Annotated in this window: 21 protein-coding genes and 2 pseudogenes; 20 read left to right on the top strand and 3 right to left on the bottom strand. The window is 43.1% G+C overall.

Annotation, left to right across the window (positions count from 1 at the left end; translation table 11 throughout):
• The first annotated feature begins 43 nt into the window (after positions 1 to 43).
• From BLS49_RS00410 to BLS49_RS00395, 4 genes are all read left to right on the top strand, one after another.
• On the top strand, positions 44 to 760 hold the full coding sequence (locus BLS49_RS00410) for a type 1 glutamine amidotransferase (RefSeq protein ID WP_091225778.1): 717 nt from the start codon (positions 44 to 46) through the stop codon (positions 758 to 760).
• 239 nt (positions 761 to 999) lie between these two features.
• On the top strand, positions 1,000 to 1,818 hold the full coding sequence (locus BLS49_RS00405) for a DUF2935 domain-containing protein (RefSeq protein ID WP_091225776.1): 819 nt from the start codon (positions 1,000 to 1,002) through the stop codon (positions 1,816 to 1,818).
• Positions 1,819 to 2,119: 301 nt separating this feature from the next.
• The gene (locus BLS49_RS00400) at positions 2,120 to 3,019 is read left to right on the top strand and encodes an EamA family transporter (RefSeq protein ID WP_245742218.1); all 900 of its coding nucleotides are present in this window, start codon (positions 2,120 to 2,122) and stop codon (positions 3,017 to 3,019) included.
• A gap of 167 nt (positions 3,020 to 3,186) precedes the next feature.
• Complete coding sequence (locus tag BLS49_RS00395; protein WP_091225775.1) at positions 3,187 to 4,302, top strand: DNA alkylation repair protein; 1,116 nt, start codon at positions 3,187 to 3,189, stop codon at positions 4,300 to 4,302.
• 26 nt (positions 4,303 to 4,328) lie between these two features.
• Here BLS49_RS00395 and BLS49_RS00390 read toward each other — a convergent pair whose 3' ends face one another.
• Positions 4,329 to 5,471 (bottom strand): cation:proton antiporter, encoded by a 1,143-nt coding sequence (locus tag BLS49_RS00390; protein WP_091225773.1) that lies wholly within the window; start codon positions 5,469 to 5,471, stop codon positions 4,329 to 4,331.
• Positions 5,472 to 5,756: 285 nt separating this feature from the next.
• Here BLS49_RS00390 and BLS49_RS00385 point away from each other — a divergent pair, with 285 nt between their 5' ends.
• From BLS49_RS00385 to BLS49_RS00325, 13 genes are all read left to right on the top strand, one after another.
• On the top strand, positions 5,757 to 7,268 hold the full coding sequence (locus BLS49_RS00385) for a TerB N-terminal domain-containing protein (RefSeq protein ID WP_175471253.1): 1,512 nt from the start codon (positions 5,757 to 5,759) through the stop codon (positions 7,266 to 7,268).
• Positions 7,265 to 8,584, top strand: coding sequence for an ATP-binding protein (locus BLS49_RS00380; protein WP_091225771.1), 1,320 nt, complete (start codon positions 7,265 to 7,267; stop codon positions 8,582 to 8,584). Before BLS49_RS00385 ends, BLS49_RS00380 begins: the two co-directional genes overlap by 4 nt.
• Positions 8,581 to 10,758: a DEAD/DEAH box helicase gene (locus tag BLS49_RS00375; RefSeq protein ID WP_091225769.1), complete on the top strand. Its 2,178-nt coding sequence runs from the start codon at positions 8,581 to 8,583 to the stop codon at positions 10,756 to 10,758. The genes BLS49_RS00380 and BLS49_RS00375 overlap by 4 nt, the downstream gene beginning before the upstream one ends.
• Before the next feature lie 366 nt (positions 10,759 to 11,124).
• Positions 11,125 to 11,679: a biotin transporter BioY gene (locus BLS49_RS00370; RefSeq protein ID WP_091225767.1), complete on the top strand. Its 555-nt coding sequence runs from the start codon at positions 11,125 to 11,127 to the stop codon at positions 11,677 to 11,679.
• A gap of 28 nt (positions 11,680 to 11,707) precedes the next feature.
• Positions 11,708 to 13,189, top strand: a complete 1,482-nt coding sequence (locus BLS49_RS00365; RefSeq protein WP_091225766.1) for an AMP-binding protein — start codon at positions 11,708 to 11,710, stop codon at positions 13,187 to 13,189.
• Positions 13,186 to 14,337 (top strand): thiolase family protein, encoded by a 1,152-nt coding sequence (locus BLS49_RS00360; protein ID WP_091225764.1) that lies wholly within the window; start codon positions 13,186 to 13,188, stop codon positions 14,335 to 14,337. The genes BLS49_RS00365 and BLS49_RS00360 overlap by 4 nt, the downstream gene beginning before the upstream one ends.
• Positions 14,334 to 14,714 (top strand): FAS1-like dehydratase domain-containing protein, encoded by a 381-nt coding sequence (locus BLS49_RS00355; RefSeq protein WP_091225763.1) that lies wholly within the window; start codon positions 14,334 to 14,336, stop codon positions 14,712 to 14,714. Before BLS49_RS00360 ends, BLS49_RS00355 begins: the two co-directional genes overlap by 4 nt.
• The gene (locus tag BLS49_RS00350) at positions 14,711 to 15,055 is read left to right on the top strand and encodes a MaoC family dehydratase (RefSeq protein ID WP_091225762.1); all 345 of its coding nucleotides are present in this window, start codon (positions 14,711 to 14,713) and stop codon (positions 15,053 to 15,055) included. Before BLS49_RS00355 ends, BLS49_RS00350 begins: the two co-directional genes overlap by 4 nt.
• Entirely contained in the window at positions 15,052 to 15,873 is an 822-nt protein-coding gene (locus BLS49_RS00345; protein WP_091225761.1) for an SDR family NAD(P)-dependent oxidoreductase, read from the top strand. The genes BLS49_RS00350 and BLS49_RS00345 overlap by 4 nt, the downstream gene beginning before the upstream one ends.
• The gene (locus BLS49_RS00340) at positions 15,873 to 16,682 is read left to right on the top strand and encodes an ATP-binding cassette domain-containing protein (protein ID WP_091225759.1); all 810 of its coding nucleotides are present in this window, start codon (positions 15,873 to 15,875) and stop codon (positions 16,680 to 16,682) included. The genes BLS49_RS00345 and BLS49_RS00340 overlap by 1 nt, the downstream gene beginning before the upstream one ends.
• Positions 16,658 to 17,509: an ATP-binding cassette domain-containing protein gene (locus BLS49_RS00335; protein ID WP_091225757.1), complete on the top strand. Its 852-nt coding sequence runs from the start codon at positions 16,658 to 16,660 to the stop codon at positions 17,507 to 17,509. The genes BLS49_RS00340 and BLS49_RS00335 overlap by 25 nt, the downstream gene beginning before the upstream one ends.
• Complete coding sequence (locus tag BLS49_RS00330; protein WP_091225756.1) at positions 17,510 to 18,313, top strand: energy-coupling factor transporter transmembrane component T family protein; 804 nt, start codon at positions 17,510 to 17,512, stop codon at positions 18,311 to 18,313.
• A 15-nt stretch (positions 18,314 to 18,328) separates the two neighbouring features.
• Complete coding sequence (locus BLS49_RS00325) at positions 18,329 to 19,288, top strand: NAD(P)H-dependent flavin oxidoreductase (protein ID WP_091225755.1); 960 nt, start codon at positions 18,329 to 18,331, stop codon at positions 19,286 to 19,288.
• Positions 19,289 to 19,312: 24 nt separating this feature from the next.
• Here BLS49_RS00325 and BLS49_RS00320 read toward each other — a convergent pair whose 3' ends face one another.
• Positions 19,313 to 19,657, bottom strand: coding sequence for a winged helix-turn-helix transcriptional regulator (locus BLS49_RS00320; RefSeq protein WP_091225753.1), 345 nt, complete (start codon positions 19,655 to 19,657; stop codon positions 19,313 to 19,315).
• 128 nt (positions 19,658 to 19,785) lie between these two features.
• Between BLS49_RS00320 and BLS49_RS00315 the strand changes: the two genes are divergently transcribed.
• Entirely contained in the window at positions 19,786 to 20,637 is an 852-nt protein-coding gene (locus tag BLS49_RS00315; RefSeq protein WP_091225752.1) for an SDR family oxidoreductase, read from the top strand.
• 57 nt (positions 20,638 to 20,694) lie between these two features.
• Positions 20,695 to 21,206: pseudogene (locus BLS49_RS00310) on the top strand (NAD(P)/FAD-dependent oxidoreductase).
• Between the two features lie 32 nt (positions 21,207 to 21,238).
• On the opposite strand, the gene BLS49_RS00305 reads toward BLS49_RS00310, so the two are convergent.
• Positions 21,239 to 22,111 carry a YitT family protein gene (locus tag BLS49_RS00305; protein ID WP_175471252.1) on the bottom strand — a complete coding sequence of 291 codons (873 nt, stop codon included), beginning with the start codon at positions 22,109 to 22,111 and terminating at the stop codon, positions 21,239 to 21,241.
• Positions 22,112 to 22,516: 405 nt separating this feature from the next.
• Here BLS49_RS00305 and BLS49_RS25095 point away from each other — a divergent pair.
• Positions 22,517 to 22,645: pseudogene (locus tag BLS49_RS25095) on the top strand (beta-xylosidase family glycoside hydrolase); the annotation flags it as partial.
• Positions 22,646 to 22,897 lie beyond the last annotated feature (252 nt).

The following is a 22,897-nucleotide window of genomic DNA, read 5'->3' as shown; positions in this document are numbered from 1 at the left end:
TTAGCATTGCAATGAAATTAATTTTGGAATAAGGGGGGAGAAAATGCGACTTCATTATTTACAGCATATCGAGCTGGAGCATCCTGGTCATATTTTATCCTGGGCTGAAGAAAATGGCCACGTGATTACGCATACCCGATTCTATAACCAGGAATCACTTCCCTCGCTCAACAGCATCGATTGGCTGGTGGTTATGGGGGGACCCATGAACATTTATGAAGAGGATCGTTACCCATGGTTAAAGGAGGAGAAGATGTTTATTGGCGAGGCAATCTCTTCCGGTAAAATAGTGATCGGTTTTTGTCTCGGTGCTCAATTGATTGCGGATTGTCTTGGTGGCAAGGTAACAAGAGCGCAGCAGCCTGAGATTGGGTGGTTCCCGATCAGGTGGAACAGTCTGGCTAGTGAACACCCCTTGTTTTCATTTTTTCCGAGAAGCTCTGTCGTATTCCAGTGGCATTACGATACGTTCAGCGTTCTTCCGGCAGAGGTTAAGGTATTGGCTGAAAGTGAGTGCTGTCATCATCAAGCATTTATGTATCATGAACATGTATTTGGCTTTCAATTCCATCTGGAAAATACACCGGAGCTTGTACAGGGCTATATTAAAGCAGGTGCGGCAGAGATGACACCTGCTGCGTATGTTCAGTCTCCTCAGGAGGTACTGGAGCATCCGGAGTATATTGAAATGAACAATTTTTGGATTACGAAATTTCTGACAAGACTTCAAATGCAGGAGAGGAGGTACATTGTCGGATGAGGGAGCAGGTTCACGGAATGGGCTCGGGTAAAAAAGTAGATTCAAATTATTGAGCAAACCACTGTTATTGTTTTTTGGGAATCCAAAACAATAACAGTGGTTTTATTTTTTTAAGCGGTAAATTTATATGAATAGTGGCAATCCTGCAATATGAATTGAGCATATTGGAACAAGCAAACGCCATATATTTTGGTAATAATCTGTTTGTTGTTTCTAAAGTATAGGGTGGAGGGATTAGATTGTCAGATGAATTTGTAACCCGTTCACTAGACGAAATTCGTTTTTGGTCACGTATTATGAAAGAGCATTCTTTATTTCTTAGACTAGGTTTTAGGTGTGAGGATACACAATTGATCAAAGAGGCACTCGAATTTCAAGCGATTTTTGAAGACATCGAAAGAAGAGCCCATGCTTATCCAAGCAATACCGATCCTCAAACGATCCGAGATTTTAATACAGAAGTACATACAGCTGTCACTCGAATTTGGGCGTTCAAGAGAAAGGTATTGGGTCTGATACTAACATGTAAGCTTCCAGGTCAAAATAATTTCCCCTTATTGGTAGATCACGTAAGCAGAGAAGCTAATTACTTCAGAAATCGGCTGGAGGAGCTTAATACAGGAAGACTCGAACCTTTACCTGATGCGATTATCGATGAAAATGTATTTTTTCTTAAAATTATGGCGGATCATGCAAAGTTCATAAGTCATCTGCTTGATCCGTCTGAGCGGAAGCTGGTTGAACAAGCAAGGGAGTTTAGCAATGAGTTTGATACCTTAATGTTTCAAGCGGTTGATTTAAGCTCTATGCGTCCGCAATCACAAACGGTTCCATTGTTAAGTCAATTTGTTGATGAGAATCGGGTATCCGTAAAATCACTACGAGATTTCAAGAAAACAGCCCGGGATTTAATCGAGGAATGCCGAATAAAAAGCATTATTCATCCGTTGCTGGCAGATCATGTTTTTCGAGAAGCTGAAAGGTTTCTGTTTATTCTCGATATGTTCGATCAATCATTATCCGGTGTTAAGGTGAATAAAAGAGAAATATTGTTCTGATCATAAAAATGAAGGAGCATTTAAGCTCCTTTTATTTTTTTGCTAATAATTTCATCTACAAGAACAACTTGATTTAGTATCATAGCTGACAGTTCATAATTAGAGCACATGATCGGAGAACCTATAAGGAAGTGCTTCAGGAATTGAAATTGTTATGGCATGTATTAGTACTGCACACTATTATAGATTTATGATATACTTTTCGTAAAAAATAAATATGAAATATTAAACACAACCACTTTATTGTTTTCTGGAATCCAAAACAATGAAGTGGTTTTATTATTTTAGGAGGTAGTATATCTTGTTGCAGCTTTTGAAAAACTCTCTTTACGTATTTTTAGGGGCGTGTTCGTTTGGTATTTTATCGACTATCGTAAAAATTGCCTACAATGAAGGATTTGTGCTGCATGAGGTAATGGCGGGGCAGTATGGGTTTGGATGGACGATCATGTTGATTTTAATGCTGATTTTCTCCAGACATAAAGTGAGCTTTAAGCAGTTCATGCGTCTTGCTGGTGTGGGTGCGTGTACCTGTTTAACTGGATATTTTTATTATCTCTCCTTACAAAGTCTTCCGGCTTCTATAGCAGTAGTGCTGCTCTTTCAATTTACTTGGATCGGTGTAGTGATCGAAACCATTGTGACCAGAAAACGGCCTTCCAGAGCCACTTTGTGGTCTGTCATCATATTATTAGTAGGAACGATTCTTGCAGGCGGTGTTATCGGAGGTAGTGATTTGCACCTTGATCTTGCAGGAGTATTGTTTGGTTTGGGTTCGGCGCTTATGATGGCCCTTTTTATATTTTTCAGCGGAAGAGTCGAAACTGAAATCCCTTTGCTTACACGCAGCTTTTTGGTAACAACAGGCAGCTTATTACTGCTTCTTATCATGTTCACACCCCAAAAAGTATTTACGGTTTCCCTGGATGATGGATTATGGTTGTATGGTTTAGTTCTAGGCATATTTGGAGCAGTGTTACCTGTACTGCTGTTTGCCCTGGGTGCACCCAAAATAAATTCCGGGCTGGCTAGCATTCTTAGCGCGGGTGAATTTCCTGTAGCAGTTACTGCTTCAGTTATCGTCCTTCATGAGCAAGTAACCTGGTTACAATGGTTCGGAATAGTGGTCATATTGTATGGAATTGCTTATCCTCAGATACAAGAATATAAAGACTCTAAAATAATTAACGTGATGAATTAATCATGTTAATTACTTTGCGTTCGTAAGGTAAACAGTCCGTAATACTATTATCAATATAGATTTATTAATCATATTAATTATTGTGAAGCATACTACTTCCATTGCTTTTACTAGAGGATATCTGGAATAATATTGGTACATAGAACCGGAGAGAAGGAGATCAATAAATGGCAGAACCACTGAAAAACATGTATAGTCAAGACTTTCTAGAACAATTCGGACGGACAATAAAAGCGGTGTATCCATCGTTCAGCATAGAAGATTTTGTACAGAAGGTATTTGCTGACGGATGGCAAGAACTTGAGCTTAAAGGACGGATTCGGAAAATTACTTGTTCGCTAAAGGAATGCTTGCCTGTTAAGTATGAAGAAGCTATTGAGATATTGTTAGTGGTTCACAATTCCTGCTCTGGATTCCCTTATTTGATATTACCTGACTTTGTTGAGGTATTTGGGCAAGATGATCAGCATTGGGAGCTATCTATGAGAGCATTGGAAACATTTACGCAGCATTCCTCTGCTGAGTTTGCGGTAAGACCTTTTATTATTCATGATCCTGAGCGGATGATGAAGCAAATGCTTCGTTGGGCTGAGAGCTCAAATGAGCACATAAGACGTCTTGCAAGTGAAGGATGTCGTCCTCGTTTGCCATGGGGGCAAGCATTAACGATGTTTAAACAAGATCCTGCGCCTATTTTGTTAGTATTGGAGTTATTGAAAGAGGATTCTTCACTGTATGTTCGAAAAAGCGTAGCAAATAACCTGAACGACATTGCCAAAGACCACCCCAATATTGTGATCGATATCGCTCAACGCTGGATGGGTAAACATCCTCACACAGATTGGATCGTTCGTCATGCATGCCGAACTTTGATCCGTTCAGCGGAGCCTGAAGTGATGAAATTGTTTGGATACGCTGACACTAAGGATGGGTCGGCTCTTACGCAAAAAGCAACCATAGCAGTTAATCCCATCCAAGTTCAAATCGGGGATAGCTCTGAGCTTCAGTATGAAATTTATGTACGAGAAGGGGAGCCTGTTCGTATTCGGATCGAATATGGAATCGACTTCGTGAAATCTAGCGGCAAAGTGTCGCGCAAAAAGTTTCTATTATCAGATAAAACGGTGGATGGGGGTTCACATTTACAGGCATCAAGAACCCATCGCTGGGCTGATCTGACAACACGTCGTCATTATCCTGGACAGCACAAAATTGTTTTGCTGGTCAATGGTCAGGAAGTAGCTCATACACAATTGCTGCTAATAAATGCACATTTCAGTTAATAATTTAGCTAAAAAAGAGAGGCGCTTTAACTGCGACTCTCTTTTTTTTCAGCAAAAAACAGCTTCATCATTGGAGGAGTGACGATTGTAGTGATCAGGACAACAATTACAATCACAGCGAACATGTCTTGGGTGAGCAATTCGGCTTCCTGACCGATTGCAGCTATAATCAAGGCGACCTCTCCTCGCGATACCATTGCCGCACCGATTCCTAACGCGCTGCGCCATCCGAAGCCGGCAACCCTAGCACCAAAGGCAGAACCGAGCAGCTTGGTGGCAACAGCAAGGACACTAAGTCCTGCGATTAATGCTAACTGGGACGATATGCCTGTGAAATCGACTTTTATCCCGATTGTAGTAAAGAAAACAGGGACAAAAACAGCATAACCTATCGTTTCGATTTTTTCGGTTACCTCATGCTTGTAATCAGTCATACTAATTGCAACTCCTGCCAGATAGGCGCCGATAATGGCTGCCACCCCAGCATACTCAGCCATGTATGCAAACAGGAAGCAAATGATTAACGCTGCAGAGATTACCGTTTCTGAAACGCGAAGCGGGGCGAACTTTCGGAGCACCCAAGGAACGATTTTCCAGCCTGCAAGCAGTGCGACCGCAAAAAATGCTACCTTTTTTACTAAAATCATCCCTAGATTTACATCACCGCCAACGAAGCTCATGACAAAAGCAAGAATAATGATTACTAGAACGTCGTCAATAACCGCAGCACCCAGTATGGTTGTACCTTCTCTGGATTTGAGCTTGCCCATTTCCTTTAATGCCTGTACTGAGATACTCACACTTGTGGCAGATAATAGAAGTCCAAGGAAAATAGCTTCAAAAACTGGCATACCCAGCAGCATCCCCGTTAAATAACCCATCCCGAACGGAAGTACAATTCCCGCAATACCAACGTAAGAGGAGGCTTTTCCTGTACGTTTAAACTCATCTACATCTGTTTCCAGCCCAGCAATGAACATGAGCAAAATTACACCAATTTGACTAATTTCCTCGAGAATATCGGTTCCCTTGATGACACCCAAAACTGCCGGGCCAAGAAGAATACCAATTAACAATTTTCCTAGAACCGCGGGCTGACGTAATCTTACGCTCAGGTCTCCGGCTAATTTCGAGGCAAGCAAAATAATAGCCAGCTCCAAAATCAACAAATCAATCACCATCCTATTGCCGTTTATTATGCAAAAATAAGAAAATTAGATACAAAAAAGCCTGTTACCAAGGGAATATGATGTCAATGCGACATAGCAATTCCTTGGTGACAGGCTCCTCCAGGCTGAATCGTTTTAAATTTTATGCTTCTAATTTCCTCATTGAATTATATCAAACCGAACAGATCCGCGCCAGTCTTTTAGAACGGTAAGATATGCAATGATTGTGATATACTATAGGATAAATAATCGACCGAACCTTATTCTATGAGGAATGATAAAAGCATGGAGTACCATTCAAGATCCATTAATTTCACGGAGATAGACTTGTATGTAGAGGAGCCAGGGATTAGCATACCTCCGAGAAAAATTACCGACTCAAGCCCCGCTACAAAACTAGAGGTCCCCGTTCCATTTACTAGTCGCGAGCATCATTTTGTTCAGGAGGCCCGTAGATGTGTCAATGAACAAGGTGAGTCTGTGCCTTTTGTACCGTTTATGAGCTATTGGCCCACTTATGAGCATATGACTGCTTCACAGCAGAAGTGGTATTTTTATTGGCGGTCCGAGGTACGAAGTGAACGATATCCGAAGACGGATCTGTCCTATATTTTTATATATGTATATGAGCTTATTAATGGTATTGGGTGGAGTGATCCAAAGATCGGTTATGAGCTGTTGGACAAGATATCGAAGGCTTACGGCGGTAATTATCCTCAATTGAATGGTTATTTAAAGGAGTGGATTTCTGACTTTGTGTTAGTCCACTCTTTAGAAGTGCCTTTAATTGAAATACTTGCTCGATCTGGCGGTACATGTTCAGGAGAAATAATGGATATGGAGCTACTCAGAATTTTTAGAGACCAGCCATCCCGGATATATTTGGACCTTCTTTTAACATTAAGTGACTACGATCTTCGTCGCAGCAAATTTTATCAGGAGAGCGGTAAGCTCGATTTAGATTTGTATCTTCCGCGTATTGTCGTCATGGTGGATGCATATCTGCAAAAAACATGTGGAATGAAGCTGATCGAAAAATTCCCGCCAGGTCAAGAACAAATCACCGAACGCTACCTTTATCACAGTGCGGTTTATGATAATACTTTATATGGAAGAACAATTACTATTAAGACAATACCGATTCGAAGCATTGCTCCACTTAGGGAATATATCACTCAAATTATTAGATTCACCGAGAATAAGTTAAGGGATTTAAGAGGCTTTAAAGGGCGGTTAAGGGGTGTATCCCTTGAGCAAGAAATTGAGCATTTGATTGAGCGATATCTGGAGAAGGAGTTCGCACAGAAGGTAGCTTCTGAGCCTGTTATCACAATAGATGAAGACAAATTGGCTGTGCTGCAGCAGGATACCGATTATGTGCGAAGTATGCTTACCATTGAAGAGGAACCGGAAAAGGCTGCGGATACGACCAAAACGCAGGATGCTTCTCAGTTGAATGCAAGTGAAGAAGAGGAGTTCGAAAAACCTGAAATAGACCCTCAGAAGTGTGAATCTGCCGAAATCGTTTGGGATACCTCCAAACTGGACGAGGAATGGTCGCAGTTCGCAAGTTTGCTTAGTCCATGTCAGCTGGAGGCATTATGTGCCATGATTAGCGCTTCTGCGACTGTTCAGCTAGAGCGTGTGGCTGAAACATATGGTACGATGCCGGAGCTCATAATCGATGACATTAACAGCCTTGCAATGGAAACGATCGGTGACCTTGTTATTGACGGGGATCGTATCGCTGAAGAATATACGGATTATTTTGAGAATCTGAAAGGATGGTCCTCATGAATGAAGTGAAAATACCAAAGCGGCTCACAACAGCGCTTGTCAACTCACTGACTGCCGGTGTTGTACCTCGCGTGGGTCTGGAGCATATCGCGGTTGGGCGCAGAGTGGAAGTAGAGTCTATTTTAAGAGATATGGACAATATTGCAGAGGGCGGAGCTGCGTTTAAATTCATCGTTGGTCGTTATGGAAGCGGTAAAAGCTTCTTGCTTCAGACGATTCGCAACTATGCGATGGATCGGGATTTTGTAGTTGCAGATGCGGATTTGTCTCCTGAACGCAGACTGGTCGGTACTAAAGGACAGGGGCTGGCAACTTATCGGGAACTCATGACACACTTGTCTACAAAGACTCGTCCTGACGGAGGGGCTCTGGAATCGATTTTGCAAAAATGGTATGCGGCCTTACAGCAAGAGGTTATGAAAGAGCAGGTGTTGCGCCCCAATGATCCTGCTTTAAACGTTGAGGTGGAGCAGCGAATTTTTACGGTTACAGCAGAAATGCAGAATATGGTTCATGGCTTTGATTTTGCGAAGGTATTAGCCCTTTACTGGAATGGATATAAGCTCGCCGATGACGATCAAAAGCAGGCTGCTCTTCGGTGGTTACGCGGGGAATTTCCTACCAAAACAGAGGCAAAAAAAGAATTGAATGTCGGTGTGATCATCGATGATGAGAACTGGTATGACTACATGAAGCTATGGTCAGAGTTCACAGCACGAATTGGCTATAAAGGTTTGCTAATTTTTATCGATGAAGCCGTTAATTTGTACAAAATCACGAACAGTATTTCCCGCCAGAGCAACTATGAAAAGCTGCTCACGATGTTTAACGATACTATGCAAGGAAAAGCAGAGCATCTAGGTATCTTTGTTGGCGGAACCCCCCAATTTGTCGAAGATGAGAGAAGGGGGCTGTTTAGCTACGAAGCCCTTCGTTCGCGTCTGATTGAAGGACGGTTTGCCGGAAATGGTTATGTGAACTATACAGGACCTATCCTGAAGCTCGAAATGCTCTCCAATGAGGAAATTTTGATTTTACTGCAAAAGCTTGTTCAAATACATGCCCAGCATTTTGGCTATACGCCTTCGATCAGCAATCAGAACATGATCTATTTTATGGAGACAGCGGTTGGTAGATTAGGTGCGGAACAGCTGCTTACACCACGTGAAGTGATTCGTGATTTTATGGACATTCTGCATACATTGCATCAAAATCCGGAGGCATCCTTTGAACAGCTTGTAGGTGAGCAAGTTAGTATACCTGAGGAAGCCAATCGCGATGAAGTGGATGATTTTTTGACGGAGTTTGAATTATGAGTACGAATCCGTTCTATAGACTAGCACCCTTTATTCAGGAGTTTATTTACAAGCGGAAATGGGATACTTTGCGGGCGGTTCAGGTTGAAGCGTGCCGGGTATGTTTTGAAACTCCTCATCACCTGTTAATTGCTTCTGGAACGGCTTCGGGAAAAACGGAGGCTGCTTTTTTTCCTGCCTTAACCGAGCTGTATGAACGGCCCTCTAGCTCAGTTGGGATATTGTATATCGGGCCTCTAAAAGCGTTAATCAATGACCAATTTGAAAGGCTGAAGGATTTGCTTAAGGAATCTCGTATTCCGGTGTGGCATTGGCATGGAGATGTGTCTCAGACTGAAAAAAGCAAACTGGTGAGAAATCCTTCCGGTTTACTGCAAATCACACCTGAATCTCTTGAAGGGCTTCTTATGAATCGGCCAAATGCGATTCCGGCTTTATTTAAAGACTTGCGATATATCATTATCGATGAGGTTCACGCTTTTATGGGGGTGGATCGAGGCATTCAAGTGTTAAGCCAGATTGCACGGATCGAAGTAATGACTGGAGCTAAGCCGCGACGCATCGGGCTATCGGCAACGCTTAGCGATTATGAGTCAGCAAAGGCATGGCTGGGCGCTGGCAGCCCACAACAGGTTGAGGTAGCTACTTCACCAGGAGGGCGCAAGCTTCGTCTGCGTGTAGATCATTTTTCTTTACCCGACGCACGTGATGAGGAACAAGCAGAACATTTGCAGAACGCTCGAAAAGCATACAATGAGTATATTTACGATAGCACGCATTTGAAGAAAGCTCTGATCTTTACCAATAGCCGTTCTGATGCGGAGCTGGTCACCTTGGAGATGAGGAGAGTCGCAGCAAAACGACATCAACCGGATGTCTATTATGTGCATCATGGAAGTATTTCGGCGATGCTGAGAGAAGAGGCTGAGAACGCGCTGAAAAGCGGGTCAGGTCCAGCAGTAGCCGCAGCGACACTCACATTGGAGCTTGGTATTGATCTGGGTGAGCTTGAAAGAGTTGTCCAGCTTGGTGCGCCATACAGCGCGTCGAGCTTTGTTCAAAGAATGGGGCGTTCCGGCAGACGTGAGGATACGGCGTCCGAAATGCTCTTCGTCATTGAGGAGACGGAGGACGAAGAAGCTCCACTTCCCGCCAGAATGCCTTGGACCTTGCTTCGAGCGATCGCTGTCATTGAATTGTACATTCAGACCAAATGGGTCGAGCCTGTGGACGTTCGGCAAATGCCCATAGGAACCATGTATCATCAGACGATGAGTATATTAAAAAGCATAGGGGAGGCAGAGCCGGATGATCTCGCCAGATCGGTGTTGTCGCTGCCTTCATTTAATCAAGTAAGCCCGGATCAGTACAAAGTCTTTCTGAACTATCTCATTCAGACTGACCATATTCAGTGGACAGAAGAAAAGGCATTGATCGTCGGCCTGACCGGGGAGAAAATCATAAACAATTTCCGCTTCTATGCCGTGTTTAAGGATGATGAAGAGCATTCAGTATACAATGGTTCTGAAGAGATTGGCTCGATCACAACCGTCCCACCTCCAGGTTACTGCTTTACACTTGCCGGGAAGCTCTGGAAGGTGGTAGAAGTAGATGCGAAGCATAAGGCGGTGTATGTGAAGCCTGCCATAGGAAAAGTGGACACGCTTTGGATTGGTTCAGGAGGAGATATTCATACCTCAGTAGTGAAAAAGATGAGAGAGGTGCTAAGCGAGCATACCATTTACCCTTATCTGTCTCCGCAAGCCGTTAATCGGCTGGAAAGAGCTCGACGTCTTGCCAGAGAAACCGGATTAGCCAGGCAGATCGTTTTACCCGCGGGTGGGGACTCGCTTTTTGTATTACCATGGGTGGGCAGTAAACAATTCCGAACATTGGAGCGTTTATTGAAGCATAAGCTGTCAGAACGGCTAGCCTTAAGAACGGTTATTCCGATGGAGCCTTATTATATGATCGTATCCGGTAAAAGTGACGCCCAGACCTTAATTCATGAAATCATGAGCGAATGCAATCAAAGTAATGAAGAAAGTCTATTAGTGCCAGATGAAGCGCCCTACCTTGGGAAATACGATGAATTCGTTGCTCCAGAGTTAGTTCGGCAAGCGTTTGCGACGGATGGATTGGATTTGAAAGGACTGCGGAAAAGTTTGTTGTAAAAATAAAGATCAGGTAGCCTTGTTCAAGGGCCAACCTGATCTTTATTTAGTTAATTCACAGCATTAATTTTTCTTGTTTGTAGTGGTCAATAAATAAGTAGCTTCTCCCATACGGCAAGTTATCAATTGCACGTAAATGCACATCCACGTCATGCTGCCAAAGGGATTTTGTCATAAATAATTGAGTCGAGAAAAGGTTGAGTTCGTTCATGCGAAGGCTCAGCCTTTTTTTGTAGCGTTCAAATTGTTAACCTAAATTTAAATTTATGGTTTACAATAGAAGTCTATCAAGCTATGATTTATTCATTACATAGATGTCGACTCTTTGTAAGTTTATTATTTTTCCATATCAACGGAGGTATCAGTGTGAAAACAAAAGAAATGGTATTCGCTGCGTTATTCGCTGCATTAATAGGTGTATTAGGCATGATTCCACCAATTCCACTTGGCTTTATTCCAGTACCGATCACTACACAAACCTTAGGTGTTATACTTGCAGGATGCTTTTTAGGAAAGAAAACAGGTACGCTAAGCGTAATTTTATTTATCGTATTAGTCGCACTAGGTTTACCTTTATTATCTGGTGGACGGGGAGGTCTTTCCGTTTTTGCAGGACCAACTGTCGGATACTTCTTAAGCTGGCCAATCGCTGTATTTTGTATCGGATATATGACTGAAAAGGTATGGTCAACGTTAAGAACGTGGAAAGTAGTCATCATTAATTTTGTGTTCGGCGTTGTGCTTATTAGTTTAATTGGTGCTCCAGTGATGGCCCTTATTACGCATACCTCGGTTTGGGCTGGACTTGTCGGAGCTACTGCATTTCTGCCTGGAGATTGTATTAAAGCCATTATCGCAGCCATTATTGCGGTTCAATTAAAAGCTGTCAGTCCGATAGAAGAAAAAGTACAACATTCATAGTTATTCAGATTTAAAACAGGTGATCGAGATGAATCTAGTAGAGCCGATATTAAGACATGCTATCAAGCAGCCCAGAACAATTGCTTTATCCGAGGGCCTAAAGAGCCTGACTTACATGGAATTAGTTCAGAGAATGAAAAAAATTGCAGAGGGCATGCAGCAAAATGGACTCATTCATGACCATGTCGCCATTTTGAGTACGAATCGAATAGAATTTGTGGAGGTTTTTCTAGGGGCCATTTATGCAGGGTGTATTCCAATTCCTGTGGACCCAAAATGGAGTTCCAATGAAATAAAAGCTATTTTAGAGCAGACTCAGCCTAAATTGATTTTTACTGAAACTGCATTTGCAAACAATCCAGTCCTACAGGATCTAGAGAAAAAGCTTTACATCTTCTCAGATGGAGAAAAAGGTTCTTATGACTTATGGTTAGATCGTTTAAATACCGAGGCAAAACTCGATGATAGTAACGAATTATTATTCATCGGCTTTACGTCAGGCACAACAGGTACACCAAAAGGGTATATGCGTACTCATGCATCGTGGATCAAAAGTTTTGAAGCAACAAAGGAAGCATTCCAGCTGAACGATATGGAGCATATTTTAGCTCCAGGTCCATTTGTTCATTCGTTGTCATTATTCGCTTTATTGCAGAGTCTTTACAATGGAGTGACCTTTCATATCGTGCAGTATTTTAATGCCGCAAAAGTGTTGAAGCTGTGCCAGCAGATACCCAATGTCATTATGTTTGTTGTGCCAACGATGATTGAATCCATGCTACAGCTGGCATCATCCGATCAGACATTCATTCAAGCGTTGATTAGCTCGGGCGGTAAGTGGTCAGAGGCGTCAAAGCAAAAGTGTAGAGAAGTATTCGTGGAAAGTAAACTATATGAATTTTACGGCTCATCCGAGGCGAGCTATATTAGTTATGTGGACGTTACTACAGCGACTAGAAATGATTCACTAGGTAAACCATTTACAGGCGTAGAAATCTCCATTCGTGATGAACATTTTCAGGAGGTACGAACTGGGCACACTGGGCAGCTATTCGTTCGAAGTGAGCTAATGTTTCTAGGCTATTATCATCTGCCTGAAGAAACAGAGGCCGTCTTTCAGGACGGTTGGCTGATTACTGGCGATTATATGTATAGGGATAAGGAAGGCTTTTTGTATTTGGTCGGTCGTGCTAAAAACAGGATGGTGTCAGGTGGATTTAACGTTTTTCCGGAAGAGATAGAGTTTGTGCTGCAGCAACTTCCGGCTATTCAAGAAGTAATGGTACTAGGCGTACCGGACGATTATTGGGGAGATAAGCTTACGGCACTCGTAAAATGGAACGGACAACAAAGCCTATCGCTTGAGGAAATTAAAGATTATTGCCGGAAGTATTTAGCTCACTACAAAGCCCCGAAGCAACTCATTACGGTAGAGCAATTTATATACACGAGCAGTGGGAAAATTGCCCGTCAGGCGATGAAAGACTACATGAAAAGAGTGATGATATGATAGAGGTCGTCGTTGTCATGGCAAAGCGTACTCCAATTGGCAAGATCGGCGGCATTCTAGGCACGCTTGAACCTGAGGCATTGCTTGCACCACTTATTCAGCATATTGTAGCAGAAACGAAAATACCCACGGAAATCATCGATGACGTAATCATTGGCAATGTAGTTGGTCCAGGCGGTAATATAGCACGGGTTTCTGCTTTGGAAGCGGGGCTTCCTGTCACAGTCCCGGGTGTCACCATTGATCGGCAGTGCGGTTCCGGACTCGAGGCCATCAATCTAGCGTTACGATTGATTCAAAGCGGCGCAGGTGAAGTTTATTTAGCAGGCGGTGTTGAAAGCACAAGCCGTGCGCCATGGAGAATGTTCAAGCCGCAAACCTTATCGGGCGTACCTCAGCTCTATACGCGAGCACATTTTACTCCTGGCACTTACGGCGACCCTGATATGGGCATAGCTGCTGAGAATGTGGCTCTAAAATACGCGATTTCCAGAGAGGATCAAGATCGATTTGCATTTATAAGCCACCAAAAAGCCATTTTTGCACAACAGACTGGTCGATACCATCAAGAAATAGTCTCTCTACAGGTTGAAGGAAAATGGATTACGACCGACGAATGTCCAAGGTTTAATACGAGTATAGAACAACTGCAAAAATTGCAGTCTATTTTTCAGGAACAAGGTACTGTAACAGCAGGCAATGCTTGTCCAATCAATGACGGGGCCGCTCTAGTACTGATGATGTCTCGTGAAAAATGCGAAGAGCTAGGCCTAAAGCCTATTTTGCGTGTAGTGGATGCTCAAGCTGCAGGTGTTGATCCAAATTATTCAGGTATTGGTCCAGTTCCAGCGGTTCAAAAGGTGCTAAGACGCCATCAGCTATCCGTTTCCGACTTGGATATCGTAGAGTTTAATGAAGCCTTTGCCTCTCAAGTGCTGGCTTCACTGAAGGAACTCCAGATTCCTGAGAATAAGGTCAATCGTGGCGGTGGCGCATTAGCAATCGGTCATCCTTACGGTGCATCCGGGGCTATCTTAATGACTCGTTTATGTGCAGAAATGCTGCACCAGCCATACAAAAGAGGACTTGCCACGTTGGGAATTGGCGGTGGGTTAGGAATCGCGACCATCGTAGAGGCGGCCCTATGACAATTGCCCATCATCGACTGCACATCACCGCTGAGTGGATTCTGGATTATGCCAAAAGTATCGAAGCACCTTTGCAAACGATAAACAACCTTCTGATCGCACCTGTCACGATGCCAATCATATTCTGGCAACAATTTGATATTCCTTGGTTGAAGAAGCATACCCTTTTGATTCATGGTTCACAGTCATTTTCATACGAACTACCAATTAGTGCAGGCATGATCTTGGATTGTGAATTATCATTAACAAAGATAGAGAAAAAGACGAGCAGACAGGGTGAACTGACGCTTTTTACGCATACCCTTGTCTGTAAATGCAACGAGGAGCACATTGTCACAGCGGAAACTGTATTAATTCTAATAGGTGACGGAGCATGAGAAAATGCATAACAGCTGAAGCTATCCAGCAATATGCAGAAGCTTCTAAGGATAGGGCTGACATTCATTTAAACGCTGAAGCCGCAGCAAAGGCTGGATTCAGGCGTCCAATCGCGCATGGCATGTATATCATGGGGCTAGCGCAATCCATGTATTTATCCGAAAATCCCATGAAGTGGATTACAGCGTACAGTATGAAATTTGAAAAGCCACTTTTAGTAGAAACTGTTGTAATTTTTGACTTTAAGGAAAGTAATGATAATGTCCTGGTGACCGTTACAGCAGAAACCGAAGAGGTGATTGCCTCGGGCATTTTTTCTACGAAAGAGAGGTTTGAATGAAAAAAGTAGCTTTAATTACTGGAGCAAGCAGGGGGATAGGTCGAAGCATCGCTGTACATCTTGGGCAATCCGGTTATCAAGTTGTTGTAAATGGTACAAAGCAAGCTTTGATAAACGAAGTTGTAGATGAGATTCTTCAGGCTGGTGGTACGGCGTTTGGGTATTGTGCCAATGTTGCTGATCCGGCAGCAGTTACTGCAATGGTGGATACTGTCGCGGCTAAGAATGGATGTATAGATGTATTGATTCATAATGCTGGCAATTTGCATGACCAAACATGTTCTCGTATGACGGATGAAGATTGGCATTCTGTACTTGATGTACATTTGAATGGTGCTTTTTATTGCATTAATCGTGTACTTCCGTATATGCAAAAAAATGGTGGCGATATCCTTTTGATGACCTCAACGGCTGGCTTGACCGGTTCAATCGGGCAGGTGAATTACAGTGCTGCCAAAGCCGGAATACTCGGCATAGTGTGGACGCTAGCGGCTGAACTGAAGCGTGAACATATTAGAGTAAATGCAATTTCACCAGCTGCGTTAACGGATATGACGAGACCTGTGATCGAGCATTTGAAGGGCAAGCATGGAAGCCGAAATGAGCCTTTGCCAGAGTTTTGGCGTATAGGTGAAGCAGATGATATTGCTCGTTTCGTAGTCGAATTGTTGGCACAGCGGGATGATAATTTATCAGGTGAAATATTTGGTGTGAACGGTTCGAAGGTAACGAAGTGGCAAAAGCCTGAGCCTGTTTTTTCCGAAAATAGTATAGAGGCATTTTTTAAGGTATTGCATCATCAGAAAGGAAGTAAATAATGCTTACGTTCGATCATGTTCATTTTTATTATAAAAAAGGACAGCCTGTCGTCGAGGATATCAGCTTCACAATCACTGCAGGCGAGTATGTAGCGATTGTGGGAGCAAATGGTGGCGGAAAATCAACGATCGCCAAACTGATGGATGGATTGCTGCTGCCTAAGGAAGGCAGTGTCAAATTTAATGGTCTAGACACAGGAATTCCTGCTGATTTGGCTAAAATTCATAAGCAATTAGGCTTTGTGTTTCAAAATCCGGAAGACCAATTCATCACCACGACGGTGATGGATGAGGTGCTGTTTGGATTAGAAAATATCTCTGTGCCTAGAGAGGAAATCAGCATTCGACTCCATCAGGCATTACAAGCCGTGCAAATGGAGGATTATCTGGAAGCTATGCCGCATCAGCTATCCGGTGGTCAAAAGCAGCGAGTAGCTATTGCAGCAATTTTAGCGATGCATCCCCAATTTATTATTTTCGACGAGTCGACATCCATGCTTGATCCACAGAGTAGGAAGCAGGTGTTGTCCATTATGCGTGAGCTGAATCAACAAGGCATGACCATTGTACACATTACTCATCACATGGATGAAGTGCTGTTGGCTGACCGTGTGATGCTGCTGCATCAAGGACGCCTTATATTTGATGGCGAACCTTATACTTTTTTTGAAACTGTTCCCGTAGGGGACTATCAGCTAGAGCTTCCTTTTGCGGTAAGGCTGTATCATCAACTCCATCTAACAACTCCGCTAACGGCAAATTGGAAGGAGATGATTACTTCGCAATGGTCTACGAATTACAAAATCTAAGCGTAAACTATGATGATCATGCTGCATTGCGAAACATTAGCTGTACGATCCAGGAGGGCAAATGGATTTCCGTTATTGGTCAAACGGGGGCAGGTAAATCTACTTTCGTTAAAGTGCTGAAAGGCCTGATCCCCTCTTTTGACGGAAACTATATGATTGATGATCAACCTGTTATTAGAGACACTAAAGGACGACTTAAGGTCATCCCGGAGATAGGCTTCGTTTTTCAATACCCTGAGCATCAGTTATTTGAAACGAGCGTATACAAAGAACTGGCCTTTGGAGCGAAGCTACAGGGTTATTCAAATCAGCAGATCACGGAGGCAATCGATTCTATATTACCGCAAGTTGGGCTGTCGGAAGAAATTCTCTCGTACGCTCCATTCCAATTAAGCGGGGGACAGAAGCGCCGTGTAGCTGTAGCCTCGGTGATGATGATGAATCCGAAGCTGCTTATTCTGGATGAACCAACGGCAGGTCTCGATCCCTTAAGCCGAGCAGCACTGCTGCAATATCTGCAGCAATGGCAGAAGCAAGATAAAAGTCGCACCATCATTTTCATATCTCATCAACTGGATGATGTTGCCGAGTATTCGGATGAAGTTATGGTATTTCATAAAGGACAGCTTAAGGGACATTTCAACGCCTGCAAATTATTTCTGGAAAAGAACGAATTACTCGAAGAGCTAGAATTGTCATTGCCAGAACCTGTGCAGCTATTAAAGCTGGTTGAGCAGTTATGCGGCCGGAAGGTAGAAGTCGATAGCTGTAAGGAGCGGGAAATTTTTGATAAAATAATGCCAATCTGGCATGCAAGGGGCTTCTAAATGGCTAATACCGTATTGTTGGGGCAATATTTAGAGACGAATTCCATATTTCACCGACTGGACCCAAGGACGAAGCTATTAGGTTTGATTATAATCATGCTGAGTTTTCTGATGCTGGGTACGTTCCTTAGCTATGCAGTGGCAACCTTTTTTGTTATCAGCATATTGCTGTTGTCCAAAATTCCTTTTTACGTGTTTGCGAAGGGGTTAAAGCCCATATTATTCATTTTGATGTTTACTTTTATCTATAATGTATTGTTCACGAAGGGTACTGTAATTTGGTCCTTGTCTTTCCTAGAGGTCACTGCTGAAGGATTGATCAACGGGACACGTTTCGTTTGGCGTATTGTTTTACTCATCTTGCTTGCTTCCATTTTAACGTTAACTACTAAACCACTAACATTAGCACATGGTCTGGAAAAGCTGCTGTCACCGCTGTCCAGAATAAACGTGCCGGTAGAACAATTTTCGTTAATGATCGTCATTGCGATTCGATTTATTCCGACGATTATGCAAGAGCTTGAACGTATTCTTTTGGCGCAAAAAGCCAGAGGTTATGATATAGCAGCTTTAAAGCTGCCTCAACGAATTTTTGCTTATATTCCGGTTTTGATTCCTTTGCTCTTTACGATCATTCAACGTGCCGAAGTGTTGTCCAACGCAATTGATGCACGAGCTTACGGGAATGGCAAGGGGAGAACCGTTTATAAACAGCTGCAATTCCAGCAACTTGATTATTGGGTAGGGGGTATAGCTGTATTGTTTGCGACGACTCTTATTTTATTAGAGCTTGGCGGATTGTAAGAAAGGGTGATGGCGATGAAATGGCATACACGTCTGACCGAATTGTTGCAAATTCAGTATCCTATTGTTCAAGGAGGGCTTGCGTATTTAGCTTATGCGAACCTCGCTGCGGCTGTTTCGAATGCAGGTGGACTGGGTCAAATCACAGCTATGAGTCTCCCCGATGCAGATGCATTACGCCAAGAAATACAGCTTGCACGTTCTTTGACAGATAAGCCCTTCGGAGTTAATTTTGCCATTGGGCAGCATGGTATAGGGTATGAGGATAGAGTACAAGTTGCGATCGCTGAGAAAGTACCCGTTGTGACGATTACAGGTGGAAACCCTGCGCCGATTTTAGAGATGCTGCTGCCTACCGATATTAAAGCATTGGTGCTCGTTTCCACGCGTAGACAGGCACAAAAAGCCGAACAGCTAGGTGCTGCTGCCGTAATTGTTGTTGGACAAGAGGGCGGAGGACATTTAGGACGTGATGATGTGGGTACGATGGTGCTTGTTCCTCAAGTGGTCGATGCGGTAAAAATTCCTGTCGTTGCCTCTGGCGGTATCGGAGATGGTCGCGGATGGATGGCAGCTCATGCTCTTGGAGCGGAGGGAATCGAGATGGGCACACGCTTTATCGCTACCCAGGAATGCATTCATGCTTCTGCTTCATACAAGAATGCTTTAATCGAAAGTTCAGAGTCTGACACAGTGGTTATTAAACGTTCGATTGGAGCACCTGCCAGAGTATTACGAAGTGACTTTACTGATAAAGTTGTTGAAATTGAGCATCATTCACCGACCTATGAGTCTTTAAAGGACTATATTAGCGGCGAAGTCAACAAGCGATGGATTTACGATGGCATCAAGGAAGAAGGATTCGGTTGGGCAGGCCAAGTTACTGGCATGATTCATGATATCCCAACGGTTTCAGAGCTGATCGACAGAATGGTGAGTGAAGCAGATACAATTCGTGAGAAGTGGGGCTATTAAAGTGTTAGAGAGGCTATTGAGATTTTAATTTTTATTTTTACTGACAGAGTACTTTAGGTATTCATCTCCCCACACAAATATGGATTCTAAGCTGGGGATGAGCTTTCTGCCTAAATCACTAAGAGAATACTCCACCTTCGGAGGGACTTGAGGATATTCCTTACGAATGATTAACCCGAAGCCTTCCAATTGTTTTAATTGTTTGGCCAAAGTGGCATGTGTCAAGTTATCCAGCTTTCGTTGAAGCTCATTAAATCGCAATGTACTTTCACTCAAAAAATGCAATATCAACAGGGACCATTTTCCTGCGAGTACCTTTTGAACAGTAAAATAAGGGCAATCCTGTATGGTTAAATTAGATTCAGACATGATTCACACTCCCATAGTATACTAAAACATACTTACGATATTAATATATCGTACTTGTTAATAATGAACTGTGATAACTATAATAACATAAACCTTAATCAATGGTTTGTATAAATGGAGGTAATAAAATGAAAATATTAGTGACTGGAGCAACTGGAAATTTAGGATCGTTAGTTGTACAAGAGCTTTTAAAAATAGTGCCTGCAGAAAGTATTGCGGTTAGCGTACGTGATCCCCAAAAAGCAGAGCATCTAAGCGCACAAGGCATTGATGTACGACAAGGAGATTTTAATGATTATAATTCATTGGTATCTGCTTTTGCCGGAATTGATCGATTACTGATAATTTCAACCGATGATTTGCAAAATCGAGTGAACCAGCAAGCCGCGGCAGTAAAAGCTGCAAAAGAAGCTAATGTCAGTTTCATCGCATACACGAGTGCGCCGAATGCTCCAAATAGTAAATTAGTGTTAGCCAAGAGCCATAGTGAAACAGAGGAAGTGATCAAAGCGTCAGGGATTCCATATTCATTCCTTCGCAACAATTGGTATTTAGAAAATGAAATGGCTACCTTCCAGTCTGTTCTACAGGGTGGGCCTTGGGTTATAGCGACAGGCGAGGCCAAAATAGGCTGGGCATCGCGTAGAGATTTTGCTGAGGCAGCAGCACGTGTTCTTACTGGAGAAGGGCATGAGAATACTGTGTATGAATTGTCAGGCACACCTTTAACTCAGGAGGAGCTCGCCAACATTTTTGCAGAAGCCATGAATCGTGATGTTCAGGTGCAATATGTAGATCTGGAAACTTATAGTAAAATGCTAAGTTCAACTGGAATGCCGGAAGCCGTTGTAGGATTATTAGCTTCTCTTCAAAAAGATATAGGCGACGGCGAATTAAACATCGAGAGTGATGATCTCGAAAAGTTATTAGGTCATCCAACAACGCCACTTAAAACGGCTTTTCAAGAATTGTTATCCTAAGGAATTTACTACTCGAGAGTCTCTGATGAGGCTCTTTTTTTAGGAAGGGATGTATTCATGAAAAAGATTATAGTCATTGGAGCGGGAATTCTCGGGGCATCAACAGCGTATCATTTGGCCAAAATGGGCGCAGATGTTCTGATAATAGACCGAAAAGATAAAGGACAGGCTAGCGATGCCGCTGCAGGCATCATTTGTCCCTGGCTCTCACAACGGCGTAACCAAGCGTGGTACAGGCTCGCAAAGGGGACGCACCTGAAGGGAAATTACCCTGCTCAACGGAAATGAGACGCATGAGCTGTTTCCTCTATTAGAGGAGGGTTATCACTCCGTTCATATTAGCGGAGCTGGCCCCCGATTTGGCAAACAGCATATTTGAGGAGGTAAGGGTTGGTTTCCGTCCTTTTACCCCAGGATTTCTTCCGGTGTTAGGTGCTGTACCGGGCTGGCAAGGCCTGATTACGGCTAACGGTCTAGGAGCATCTGGTTTGACGATGGGTCCAGATCTAGATATAAATGATTATGATGTTCGGAAAGCCTTTGGTGAAAACCATTCCCAAAATGGTTAGAATGGGTTGAATCCATGTCCATGTTAACCTGTCTAAAGCTTTGGTCTCGCAAAACGCCCAAGGATTTCTGTGGATTGCACGACATTCATGAAGGCAGTAGGATCGGTCTGGATAACTGTTTTTCTGACGGCCGCCAGTTCATATCGTGTGGTTACGGTCATCAGAGTGTAGTTTTCTTGCTCACTATACCCGCCCTCAGAATGGATACAAGTAATTCCATGGTGAAGCTTGCGCAGCTGACAAAGCATCTGATCTTTTTCTTTTGTAATGATGAAGCAGGTAACCTTAATATGTCCAACATGAATCATGTCAACGACTCTGCCCTTGACAAAAGTAGACAGCATAGAGCAAAGAGCGAGGTCCCAGCTCTGGAAAAAGCCGAGCGCCAAAATGACTACGCCGTTCATGAGGAACAGAATGTTTCCCATAGGAACGTCCCGTTTTCTCGTCACGATGGAGCCGAGGATATCGAACCCGCCGGTAGAGCCGCCAACACGCAATGAAGCACCGATGCCAGCCGCCGAGATGATGCCGCCAAAAACAGCACCGAGTATAGGGTCTTTAGTAACCGATATGACGGGAATGATAGCGATAAACCAAGTGGTGCTGACAACTGAAATGCAGCTAAGAACGATGTATCTTCGTCCGACCGCTTTCCAGCCCCATAAAATTAGCGGAACATTAAGCAAAAAATACACAACGGAAATATTCCATCCGGTTACATAACCAATAATGGAAGCCACCCCAGTGACACCGCCGGATAACAACTGATGAGGAATTAGAAACAAATTAAGGCCTGCAGCCACAAGCAAGGCGGATATAAGTATAATTCCGACCTCCTGCATTGGTTTGAGCGATGCCTTGATAGGTTTACTGATAGTTGGTACATATGGAATCCGATTCATTTCTGGGCCTTCTTTTCTCACGTTATAGTCATAAAAAAATGTTATCGCTTTAAATTATCTTTTTTATCAGCGTACTTGACTATGACAGAAGTTACATCTTAAATCAAGTATTACTTCATGTAAATATAGTTTGGCAGAATCGGCCCTGTACAATTCACATAATATGTCCAGATCATGCTAGACCTGTGACTTACATTTGCTTTGTAATAAAATCACTAAACAGACAGGAGTTCGAACATATGCAGTACACCAATCCCGTTATACCGGGCTTTTATCCCGATCCAAGCATCTGCCGAAAGGAGACCTATTGTGCTCCAAATTCAAGCTTTCCCCAAGAAGTTTGTAGCTTCGATCCGAGCTCCACAATCAGAGACAATTGAAATGGGATGAGGGGAAACCCATCTTCTTAGTACCGAAGTTGCCGGAGGCTCTACAGGTGTATTTGTAGCTATGTATGCAACGAGTGAAACAGGACAATCTGCGCCTGCATCATTCGATTGGTTCGATTATGAGCCGATAATCATGTCTTCCTAAACTGAAGGGGCTGTTCCAAAAATAGGTTTAGTGTCAAAACTAGAAAAAGCGGTGCAAGGAAGACGATTCCTGTACCGCTTGATCCCGCCACCTTCCATGACCGTATCTCATATGTAATAGAGTCATGTTGCGGAATTCCTGAAATTCCTGCAAATGTGCAGGCTTTGTTTATGTAAAGCCTCTAAATGCCCTAAATTGCTGCGAATGTGCAGGCTTTCTCTAAGGATTCTCTTCAAACTAGTCTATTCTGAA

It is taken from the genome of Fontibacillus panacisegetis (genome assembly GCF_900102215.1).
GTDB classification, from domain to species: Bacteria; Bacillota; Bacilli; order Paenibacillales; family Paenibacillaceae; genus Fontibacillus; species Fontibacillus panacisegetis.
The sequence above is the reverse complement of the archived record's forward strand: the minus strand, read 5'-3'. Positions and strand labels throughout refer to the sequence as shown.

What these genes read in the sequence shown, in the direction of transcription:
- BLS49_RS00315 (WP_091225752.1), top strand. Translation starts at nt 19,786, where the DNA reads ATGAAAATATTAGTGACTGGAGCAACTGGAAATTTAGGATCGTTAGTT.
- BLS49_RS00410 (WP_091225778.1), top strand. Translation starts at nt 44, where the DNA reads ATGCGACTTCATTATTTACAGCATATCGAGCTGGAGCATCCTGGTCAT.
- BLS49_RS00330 (WP_091225756.1), top strand. Translation starts at nt 17,510, where the DNA reads ATGGCTAATACCGTATTGTTGGGGCAATATTTAGAGACGAATTCCATA.
- BLS49_RS00305 (WP_175471252.1), bottom strand. Translation starts at nt 22,111, where the DNA reads ATGAATCGGATTCCATATGTACCAACTATCAGTAAACCTATCAAGGCA.
- BLS49_RS00365 (WP_091225766.1), top strand. Translation starts at nt 11,708, where the DNA reads ATGAATCTAGTAGAGCCGATATTAAGACATGCTATCAAGCAGCCCAGA.
- BLS49_RS00395 (WP_091225775.1), top strand. Translation starts at nt 3,187, where the DNA reads ATGGCAGAACCACTGAAAAACATGTATAGTCAAGACTTTCTAGAACAA.
- BLS49_RS00360 (WP_091225764.1), top strand. Translation starts at nt 13,186, where the DNA reads ATGATAGAGGTCGTCGTTGTCATGGCAAAGCGTACTCCAATTGGCAAG.
- BLS49_RS00350 (WP_091225762.1), top strand. Translation starts at nt 14,711, where the DNA reads ATGAGAAAATGCATAACAGCTGAAGCTATCCAGCAATATGCAGAAGCT.
- BLS49_RS00345 (WP_091225761.1), top strand. Translation starts at nt 15,052, where the DNA reads ATGAAAAAAGTAGCTTTAATTACTGGAGCAAGCAGGGGGATAGGTCGA.
- BLS49_RS00335 (WP_091225757.1), top strand. Translation starts at nt 16,658, where the DNA reads ATGGTCTACGAATTACAAAATCTAAGCGTAAACTATGATGATCATGCT.
- BLS49_RS00320 (WP_091225753.1), bottom strand. Translation starts at nt 19,657, where the DNA reads ATGTCTGAATCTAATTTAACCATACAGGATTGCCCTTATTTTACTGTT.
- BLS49_RS00380 (WP_091225771.1), top strand. Translation starts at nt 7,265, where the DNA reads ATGAATGAAGTGAAAATACCAAAGCGGCTCACAACAGCGCTTGTCAAC.
- BLS49_RS00355 (WP_091225763.1), top strand. Translation starts at nt 14,334, where the DNA reads ATGACAATTGCCCATCATCGACTGCACATCACCGCTGAGTGGATTCTG.
- BLS49_RS00375 (WP_091225769.1), top strand. Translation starts at nt 8,581, where the DNA reads ATGAGTACGAATCCGTTCTATAGACTAGCACCCTTTATTCAGGAGTTT.
- BLS49_RS00385 (WP_175471253.1), top strand. Translation starts at nt 5,757, where the DNA reads ATGGAGTACCATTCAAGATCCATTAATTTCACGGAGATAGACTTGTAT.
- BLS49_RS00325 (WP_091225755.1), top strand. Translation starts at nt 18,329, where the DNA reads ATGAAATGGCATACACGTCTGACCGAATTGTTGCAAATTCAGTATCCT.
- BLS49_RS00340 (WP_091225759.1), top strand. Translation starts at nt 15,873, where the DNA reads ATGCTTACGTTCGATCATGTTCATTTTTATTATAAAAAAGGACAGCCT.